Source organism: Candidatus Binatia bacterium (assembly GCA_036382395.1).
In the GTDB taxonomy this organism is placed as follows: Bacteria; Desulfobacterota; Binatia; order HRBIN30; family HRBIN30; genus JAGDMS01.
The window spans coordinates 1-8795 of record DASVHW010000071.1 but is presented as its reverse complement, the minus strand read 5'-3'; the positions used below and the strand labels follow the sequence as shown (position 1 = coordinate 8795).

Annotated in this window: 8 protein-coding genes; 7 read left to right on the top strand and 1 reads right to left on the bottom strand. The window is 64.8% G+C overall.

What is annotated here, in order from left to right:
- Window positions 1-542 precede the first annotated feature (542 nt).
- The 6 genes from VF515_03870 to VF515_03845 all read left to right on the top strand — a co-directional run bounded on the left by VF515_03870 (window position 543) and on the right by VF515_03845 (window position 8115).
- Window positions 543-1094 carry a hypothetical protein gene (locus tag VF515_03870; GenBank protein ID HEX7406772.1) on the top strand — a complete coding sequence of 184 codons (552 nt, stop codon included), beginning with the start codon at window positions 543-545 and terminating at the stop codon, window positions 1092-1094.
- Window positions 1095-1391: 297 nt separating this feature from the next.
- Window positions 1392-1691 carry a zf-HC2 domain-containing protein gene (locus tag VF515_03865; GenBank protein HEX7406771.1) on the top strand — a complete coding sequence of 100 codons (300 nt, stop codon included), beginning with the start codon at window positions 1392-1394 and terminating at the stop codon, window positions 1689-1691.
- A gap of 328 nt (window positions 1692-2019) precedes the next feature.
- Complete coding sequence (locus VF515_03860; GenBank protein HEX7406770.1) at window positions 2020-2205, top strand: DUF2892 domain-containing protein; 186 nt, start codon at window positions 2020-2022, stop codon at window positions 2203-2205.
- Between the two features lie 5 nt (window positions 2206-2210).
- Window positions 2211-3683 carry a TolC family protein gene (locus VF515_03855; GenBank protein HEX7406769.1) on the top strand — a complete coding sequence of 491 codons (1473 nt, stop codon included), beginning with the start codon at window positions 2211-2213 and terminating at the stop codon, window positions 3681-3683.
- Window positions 3680-4771: an efflux RND transporter periplasmic adaptor subunit gene (locus VF515_03850; protein ID HEX7406768.1), complete on the top strand. Its 1092-nt coding sequence runs from the start codon at window positions 3680-3682 to the stop codon at window positions 4769-4771. The genes VF515_03855 and VF515_03850 overlap by 4 nt, the downstream gene beginning before the upstream one ends.
- Window positions 4771-8115 carry an efflux RND transporter permease subunit gene (locus VF515_03845; protein ID HEX7406767.1) on the top strand — a complete coding sequence of 1115 codons (3345 nt, stop codon included), beginning with the start codon at window positions 4771-4773 and terminating at the stop codon, window positions 8113-8115. Before VF515_03850 ends, VF515_03845 begins: the two co-directional genes overlap by 1 nt.
- 304 nt (window positions 8116-8419) lie before the next feature.
- Here VF515_03845 and VF515_03840 read toward each other — a convergent pair whose 3' ends face one another.
- Entirely contained in the window at window positions 8420-8578 is a 159-nt protein-coding gene (locus tag VF515_03840) for a hypothetical protein (protein HEX7406766.1), read from the bottom strand.
- Between VF515_03840 and VF515_03835 the strand changes: the two genes are divergently transcribed.
- Window positions 8577-8795, top strand: a 219-nt coding sequence (locus VF515_03835; GenBank protein HEX7406765.1) for a hypothetical protein, incomplete at its 3' end; no start/stop codon positions are given. The genes VF515_03840 and VF515_03835 overlap by 2 nt on opposite strands.

The following is an 8795-nucleotide window of genomic DNA, read 5'->3' as shown; positions in this document are numbered from 1 at the left end:
AGCGCCAACGCGGCCGTTGCATCGGCGAGAGAACGCACGCCCTGACATTTGTCATTGGACGCAAGCGCAAATCGCGCTACATGGTTCAACTGGGAGTACCGAATACGTAGTTGGGGCAGGTGCCGACCGCGGCGAGGAGCGGCGGGAGGTATCACTGCGGATTGCCGTGCGGGGCGCCGGAGAACTCGGATAGCTGCGATTGCCGAGCCTTGCCCTGGGGGAGCACGGGTTCGAGCCGGAAGGACAGCGACAGTGCGCAGACGATGAAACGCCACCACGGATCTCATGCACAACTGTGTGCCAGCCGCGTCAAGCAGCGCGAGGGAGTCGCCATAGCCGTCGCCGCCTTATGCCCAGTGGTCCCGAGCGCCTCACCTAGGCCTCGGTCTTGGCGGATGCTGTTATGGGCGCTTCTGCCATCCTTGTTGTTTGTGCGCACTGCTCCCGCACGGGGCGTCGAGCTGACAGAGACGCCACCCGCCCCTCCGCGGCACTTGAGTCCGCCGTCAGAGCCGACCCCTAATGTAAGCCATGCGCATGATGTGCAGCCAGCAGAGGACAACTATGCGCATGTGTTTTACCAGTTCACCGCTGCCAGCGGGGTTCGCGTTTTCATTCTCACCGCCCAGGGAATCGAGCGGGAGATCACCAGTGAACCCGGCTGGGAAGCCCGTCACAAAGCCGCGCTGGAAAAGCTCCGCCGAGCTCGGCGTGAGGGCTACATCCAATCTCATTCCGAACTGGATCAAACGATACGGGACGGCGTTGCCACCGGTAGGCTTATGCGCGGCATGACCGCTGAACAGGTTCGGGCGTGCGTCGGCGACGCGGTCGAAGAGAACCGTACGTTGACCCGCGAGGGTCTGGTGGAAGACTGGCGCTATCGCATCATTCTGCCAAAGGGGACAGGGGAGTTGTCACTCCTCGAGGGGGAAGACCCTTGTGGGGAAGGGACGCCTGCCCCGGGCGGACGTGAGTGCACTCTACATTTCTTGGACGGGGTCCTGGTTGCGTGGGGACACACTGCCAGTAAGGGCGGCACGAATAATCGCACGCCCCAAGCGCCGAGTCGCTCCTCGCCGCCTTCTCGGTAACCGCGTCTTCCATCAGCAATCCATCCGATCGGCGGAAAGGATCCGGCCGCCACCTTACGGTTGATATTATCCGCTGACGCACGAGGGCAGACCCGTGCGCCGTAGGTACTGGTGTGAAGTCGGTTGCGGCCAGTTGCACTTTGTGGATAGCTCTAAGGCAGCAAGAACGATGGAACGCAGCGACGGGGAACTGCTGACCGCGGCGCGAGCTGGTGACCGGAACGCCTTGGAAACGTTGCTCTTGCGGTACCAGCCGATGAATCCGTCAAGAGCCGCCTGCACCGCGCGCGCCTGGCGGTGCGCGAATCGCTCGCGCCGTTGCTGGGTATAGGCCTGGAGAAGCCGGACCGGCGCCCCTCGCAAAAATGCCCCGACGTGCTGCTGCTCTTCTCCCGACACCTCGAGGGCGAGATCAGCTCCGACCTGTGTGCCGAGATGGAGCGGCACATCGAGCGCTGCGCCGGTTGTCGGGAAACGTGCGAGTCGCTGCGGCGCACCCTGCGGCTTTGCCGCACCACCCCATCGCCGCAAGTACCGGAACCAATTCAGCAATCCGTCCGGGAGAGGCTTCGCGCATTCCTCGCTGCCAATTCGTGAACCCTTTGCCGCCGGCGCGGCTCTAAGTGGTCAGGAGAGGCATACGTCATGGAAAGCTGGCTCGGGCCGTTGCTCGTATTGGGTGGCTGGTACTTACTTCAGGTGTGGCTCCTGCCGCGACTCGGAGTCCCCACTTGAGCGGTGCCCAACGCGCGCCGGTCGGCGCGCCCGGACGAACACGAAGGCCCTCCGCAGGAGCACACAGAGCGCTGAGGAGGTCGACACGGGCAGGGGATTGGCCTTGACCCTTCGACGATCTGCTGTAACGTGGATGAATCCTTTTGCTCCGCCGAGGCTCACACCTTGTGAAGACAAAAAGGGGTAACGCATGAAAACTGAACGCGCTGTTCGCCTGTTGGCGGGAAGCATGGTGGCCATCAGCCTGACCCTCGGGCACCTGGTGTCACCGGCCTGGCATCTGCTCGCGGCCTTCGTCGCCCTGAACCTCATGCAGTCAGCCTTCACCGGCATCTGCCCGGCGGAGAAGGTGCTCAGACGTCTGGGCACCACGTAATCCCCGTGACCGGCCGCACCGACATCTACGGGCAGGTGGCCAAGCTCGTCCTCGTGCCGGGTGTGCTGCTGATTCTCGGCGGTTGCATGGCATCCGAAAGGGTCTCCGTTCAAGATCCTCTCGGCGGGGGAGATGCGCGCCTGCTTGGACACCCCGTGGCGGACTCGGGTCCCAGCCGCAGCGCTCCCCAACCGGTCGAGCCCGAACGACCGCTTACACTCGACGAAGCCGTCGCCCTTGCCTTCGAACAGAACCCGGATCTTCGTGCGGCCGCTGAGCGTATTGGCGAAGCCGAAGCCCGCGTCGGCCAGGCGACGGCGGCCTTCTTTCCACAGGTCTCGACGCGTCTCTCCTACGCGCGGACGGACAATCCGGCGCAGGCGTTCGCTATGATTCTCGCCCAACGCCACTTTTCGTCCAGCCTCGACTTCAACAACCCCGGGCCGACGCAAGATGTTCGGCCAGAGATCGTCGGCGCCCTGCCGCTCTTTCGCGGCGGCCAGGATTATGAGCGGCGGGTGGCCGCCGCGCTCGGCGTCGAGGCCGCGAGGCTCGAGCGGGCGGCTGTGCGTAACGCGCTTGCCGATGCCGTCATTGCCGCCTACTACGCCCTGCTCGTCGGGCCCGAGCAGGTCGAGGTGACTCGGGTCTCGATCGAGGCGGTCGAGAGTGCGCTGTCACAAGCCCGCGCTCGCTTTGAATCCGGCGTCGCCCTGAAGTCGGACCTTCTCTCTCTCGAAGTGCGGCTGGCCGCCGCGCGTGAAGCCCACGTGCGCGCGCAGAATGCTGTCGAGCTCGCCCGCGCCGGACTCCGCCTCTTGCTCGGCCTGTCTGCGGATACGCCGCTCGAGGTCGCAGCTGTCGGCATACCGCCGGAACCCGAGGTCCCTGAAACCTTCGACGAGGCGCTCCCGCAGGCCGTCGCTCGCCGTCCCGAGATCCAAGCCGCTGCCCGTGCCGTGGCCATGCGTGAGCATGAGGTGAAAGCCGAACGCGCCGCCTATCTGCCCCGCATCGATGCCGTCGCCAGTTACGGCCAGGACGACACCAACCTCGAACTTTCACGGCGCCAGGACAACTGGATCGTCGGCGCCACCGCCAAGTTGGATCTGTTCTCCGGGTTCCGCACGGCTGAGCGCGTGCGTGCTGCCGAGCGGCGCCTGGCGGAGGCTCGTCAGGCAGAGCGCAAGGCGCGATTGGAGATCGAACGTGACGTCAAGACCGCCTTCCTCACTTTTCAAGAAGCGCGTGAACGGGCTCGCGTCACCGAAGCCGTGATCACGGCCGCAGAAGAAGCCCTACGCCTGGTCGAGGCGCAATACCAGGCCGGTGCCGTGACCATCACGCGGTACTTGGAAACGGAAGTTGCGCGGACCGATGCCCGCTCGCGCGCCATCGCGGCACGCTATGATGTCCGGCGCGCCGACGCCGGACTGCACAAGGCACTGGGATTGTGGGCCGAGGGGGACCGTCAATGAGTGCACACCACATCGGACGCATTCCGCGCAAAGCCCTCTTTGCCGCGGCTGCCGTCGCCGCACTTGTCCTGCTTCTCCTCTACCTGCAGGGAACGATCGGTGGCCGGAAAGTGGCCCCGGGCGTCGTTCCCCTTCCAGCCGGCGGCGCCGCGTCTCACAACCTGGCGACGGTCGAAAAGCGTGAGGTGCAGGACGTCATCGACTGGCCCGCCACCGTGCGTTCACGCACCGTCGCCAATGTCGCCGCCAAAGCGATGGCGCGCGTGCTGGAGGTGCGTGTCACCGCCGGGACCGCTGTCCGGCGGGGTGATATCATCGCCGTGCTCGACGATCGCGATATGAAGGCCCGTGCCGACCAGGCGCGCGCAGCACTCGCAGCGGCGGAGGCGCAGGCGGCCCAGGCTGACGCCGATTTACGCCGCGGACAGACGCTGTTCCGCAAGGGGGCATCAACCCAGCAAGAACTCGACGGTGTCGAGGCCCGTAGCAAGTCGACACGCGCCCAGGTGGCGCAGGCACGCGACGCCCTCACTGAAGTGCAGGTGTTGCTCGGCGATACGAGCATGCGTGCCCCGTTCGATGGAGTCGTTGCCGAGCGACTTGTCGATCCCGGCGACATGGCCGTTCCGGGGAAACCCATCGCGGTCATCCATGACCCGGGCTCGCTGCGCTTGGAGACTCACGTCCCCGAAGGCTGTGCCGGCATGCTCAGCCTTGGCATGGACGTTACCGCACGCATCGACTCGCCGGTTCGAGAGGCGGCGGCGCGCATCGAAGAGATCGCCCCGGCGGCCGATCCGCAAAGTCGAACCTTTCTCGTCAAGGCGGCCCTACCGGCGCTTCCGGGCCTCCGCCCGGGCACCTTCGGCAGCCTGCGCACCCCCTGCGGAGCGCATGTGGCCCTGCTCGTTCCGCCGGCAGCGGTCTCCCGCTCCGGCCAGCTCGAAGCCGTACGGCTGGTCGTGGACGGCGACATACGCACTCGAAACGTCCGAACCGGGAAAACGTACGGGGATCGAGTCGAGGTGCTGTCGGGGCTACAGGAAGGCCAGCGCGTGATCGTCGAGCTGGGCACAGCTGATCGCTGATGACTGAAGCTCAACCCCCGAAACGCGGACTGACCGCGCAGATCGTCCGCATCTTCATCACCTCCAAGCTGTCGATTCTTTTCGTCATCGCATCCCTGTTGGCGGGTGCGCTGGCGTTGCTCGTCACGCCGCGTGAGGAAGAGCCGCAGATCGTCGTACCGTTCGCCGACGTCTTCGTCCGCTTTCCCGGCGCCTCCGCCGAAGAGACTGAAAAACTGGTGGCGACGCCGCTCGAAGCCAAGCTGTGGGAGATCGACGGCGTCGAGTACGTCTATTCCATGTCGCGTCCCGGTGAGGCCGTCGTGACGGTCCGCTTTTACGTCGGCCAGGATCGCGAGCGCAGTCTCGTCAAGGTGTGGAACAAGGTCATGTCCAACCAGGACGCCGTGCCGCCTGGGGTCACGAGCTGGATCGTCAAACCGGTCGAAATCGATGACGTGCCGATCATCCTGTTCACCTTGTCCGCTGCCGATGCCCGTGCCGGCAGCCCGGATCTCCGGCGCATCGCCGATGAAGTGCTCGACAAGCTCGCGCGCGTCCCCAACACCGGCAGAAGCTGGGTGGTGGGTGGCCAGCAACGCCGCGTCACCGTGTACCTCGACCCGGCGCGGCTGGCGGCTCGCGGGACCTCCATGCTGGAGGTGGTCGGCGCGCTGCGCGCCGCGAATGTGAATGTCCAAGCTGGAAGCTTCGAGCGTGGGGGGCGTGAAGTGGCGCTGGAGGCCGGCCCGTTTTTCGGCTCGGCCGAGGAAGTCGAGGCCACCGTTGTCACGGCAATTGATGGCCGGCCCGTGTACGTGCGCGATGTCGGCCGTGTTGCCGACGGCCCGGAGGAAGTCGAGAGCTACACCCGTATCGGCTTCGGCCCGGCGGCAGCCCAGGCGCGCAACCTCGGAGAACCTCACCTCCACCCTGACCCTCCTCCGTTGCCAGAAGTGGCAACAGAGGAGGGGACCTTGTTTCCCTCCCCTGTGAGCATTTCTGCGAACGGGGGAGGGATCGAGAGCAGGCTTTCAGAACGGCCCGCCGTCACCATCGCCATCGCCAAGCGCAAAGGCACCAACGCCGTCCGCGTCGCCGAGGAAGTCATCGAAGCCGTCCGCAAGCTGCACGGCCGCGTCATCCCCGACGATGTGGCGGTCACCGTGACCCGCAATTTCGGCGAGACGGCGAATCACAAGGTCAACGAGTTGGTCAAGCACCTGCTCATCGCCATTGCCACCATCATCGTACTGCTGGCCATCGCGTTGGGACCAAAGGAAGCCTTCATCGTCGCCATCGCAGTGCCGATGACGCTGTCGGTCACGCTGCTGCTCGATCTGGTCTTCGGCTACACCATCAACCGCGTCACGCTGTTTGCGCTGATCCTGTCCCTCGGCTTGCTGGTCGACGATCCCATTGTCGATGTGGAGAACATCTTTCGCCACTTCAAGCTCCGCCAGGAGCCGCCGCTGGAGGCGACACTGACGGCCATCGATGAGGTGCGTCCGCCGACGATTCTGGCGACCTTCACCGTCATCGTCTCGTTCCTGCCGATGTTCTTCATCACCGGAATGATGGGCCCCTACATGCGTCCGATGGCCTTCAACGTGCCGGTGGCCATGCTGCTGTCGCTCGTCGTCGCCTTCACGGTCACGCCGTGGGCGAGTTACCACTTGCTCAAGAGCGAGTATGAGAAAAAAGACGCAGCGCCCTTCGAGATCACCGCATCACGCACGTATCGCTGGTACCGCGCCACGCTCGGACCGCTGCTGGCGAGCCGGCGGCGGGCGCGCCTCTTCTTGTTCGCGGTGGGGCTCGCCTTCATCGCGTCGGCGCTGCTGGCGGTCACCCGGGCCGTGCCTTTGAAGATGCTGCCGTTCGACAACAAGAACGAGCTGGCCCTGGTCATCGACATGCCGCGGGGGACACCGCTTGAGGGCACCGACGCCGTGGCCCGCGACCTCGGCCGCTATCTGGCGTCAGTCGTCGAGGTCACCGATTACGAAACCTACGTCGGCCTGGCCTCGCCCATGGATTTCAACGGCATGGTGCGCCACTACTACCTGCGTCGCGGCGGCAACGTGGGAGACATACGCATCAGTCTCCTGCCCAAGGAGGCACGCATCCAGCAATCGCATGAGATCGCCCTGCGCATCCGGCCGGAAATCGAACGCATTGGGCAACAGCATGGGGCCAACGTCAAGATCGTTGAAGCACCGCCGGGACCGCCGGTCCTGGCCACCCTGGTCGCGGAGGTCTACGGGCCGCTCGAAGCCAGCAACGAAGAGTTGATCAAGGTCTCAAAACGTGTCCGCGGCGCGATGGAAAAGACGGCTGGCGTCGTCGACGTCGATGACTATGCGGAGGCCGACTACGAGAAGATCCATTACCGGCTGGATCGCGAGAAGGCCGCGCTCACCGGTGTGAACGTCGCGGAGGCAGCGCAAACGCTGCAGGGCGCCGTCAGTGGCGATGGGGTCGGCACGGTACACGTGCCGGAGGAGCGGCTGCCGCTCGGGTTGACCGTCCGCCTGCCGCGCACGGCCCGTACGTCGCTACCCGATCTGCTGGCCTTGCGCGTGAAGGCGGCAACCGGCGCGCTCGTACCACTCGGCGAGATCGGCGCCGCCACTACTGATCCCGGCGAACGCACGATCTACCATAAGAACCTCCGTCGTGTGGCATTCGTCATCGCCGAGATGGCAGGCCGGAGTCCGGTGGAGGCGGTGTTCGATCTCAACCGCTGGCTACGCGACAGCCCGCTGCCGGCCGGTTACAGCGTGGATTTCGCCGGCGAGGGAGAGTGGAAGATCACGGTCGACGTGTTCCGCGACCTGGGGCTTGCCTTCGCCGCCGCGCTCGCCATGATTTACGTTTTGTTAGTGGCGCAGACCCAGTCTCTGCTCATGCCGGTCATCATCATGATTGCGATCCCGCTCACGGTGATCGGCATCATGCCGGGTTTTTGGCTCCTCAACCTGCTCTTCACGACGCCGGTGGGAGCCTACGCCACCCCGGTCTTCTTCACGGCGACGGGCATGATCGGCATGATCGCGCTCGCCGGCATCGTGGTGCGGAACTCCATCATCCTGATCGACTTCATCGAACACATTCGCGGCCGAGACCCGGGCGCGCCGCTGGCCGAGGCCGTCATCGAAGCCGGCGCGACGCGTCTGCGGCCCATCTTCCTGACGGCGGGCGCGGCCATGTTTGGCTCGTTCGTCATCACCCTCGATCCGATCTTTTCGGGACTGGCGTGGAGCTTCATCTTCGGCATCTTCGCGTCGACGGCGTTCTCGCTCGTCGTCGTCCCCGTGGTCTACTACCTGATTTACCAGCCGCGAGCTGGCGCCCCCACCTAGACTGATCGCAACGCTCCCTCACCGTCACGGCGCGCAGCGATTCTCCAATCAGGAGGCTGCAGGTAGGGAAAGGCTCGTCAGGGCCTCGACGATGTCGCCCATTTCCGTTCTCAGCAGGAAGTGGCCGCACCGGCCGACAGGATGGGCAGTGGTTACGATATCCTCTTGAAGAGATGGTGGCGGCCCGGAATCGGTTGTTTCTGCGGAACTGGGCTGTCACCCAAGAATCGCGCCCGGCGAGGCGGTGGTGGCAGGCGCACGCGCGCACCGCCCCTGGACCCGCCCGCGCCCAGGGCGATTCATGCTACTTGCTCTTGGGAAGGTGCAGCCCTTTCAATTTGGTACCAGCGATATCGAGACCAGTGTTCAGCAGCGCAACCACCACCTCGGTTTTTGAAGTGCCGAACTCTCCGGCCAGCCGATCAATCGCATCACTGAGCGCCGCCGGAATCTTCACGTTCATGAGCCTGGTGGCGGTGGCCGGCCGCCGTTTCAGATCAACGATCCGCAACCCTGATCGCAAAGGCTGCCCCAAACTTGCTTGTGTACGTGACAAGGTCACCTCCTACGCGTTTATACTGAGAACTCTCGCCTGTATTAATGGCAGAGCCGCAGAGCACATGCAAGACAGGCCGCGCCACCGGCCGAACATTTCGGACACCTTCGTTTCGCCGCCTGAT

What these genes read in the sequence shown, in the direction of transcription:
- VF515_03860 (HEX7406770.1), top strand. Translation starts at nt 2,020, where the DNA reads ATGAAAACTGAACGCGCTGTTCGCCTGTTGGCGGGAAGCATGGTGGCC.
- VF515_03850 (HEX7406768.1), top strand. Translation starts at nt 3,680, where the DNA reads ATGAGTGCACACCACATCGGACGCATTCCGCGCAAAGCCCTCTTTGCC.
- VF515_03845 (HEX7406767.1), top strand. Translation starts at nt 4,771, where the DNA reads ATGACTGAAGCTCAACCCCCGAAACGCGGACTGACCGCGCAGATCGTC.
- VF515_03840 (HEX7406766.1), bottom strand. Translation starts at nt 8,578, where the DNA reads ATGAACGTGAAGATTCCGGCGGCGCTCAGTGATGCGATTGATCGGCTG.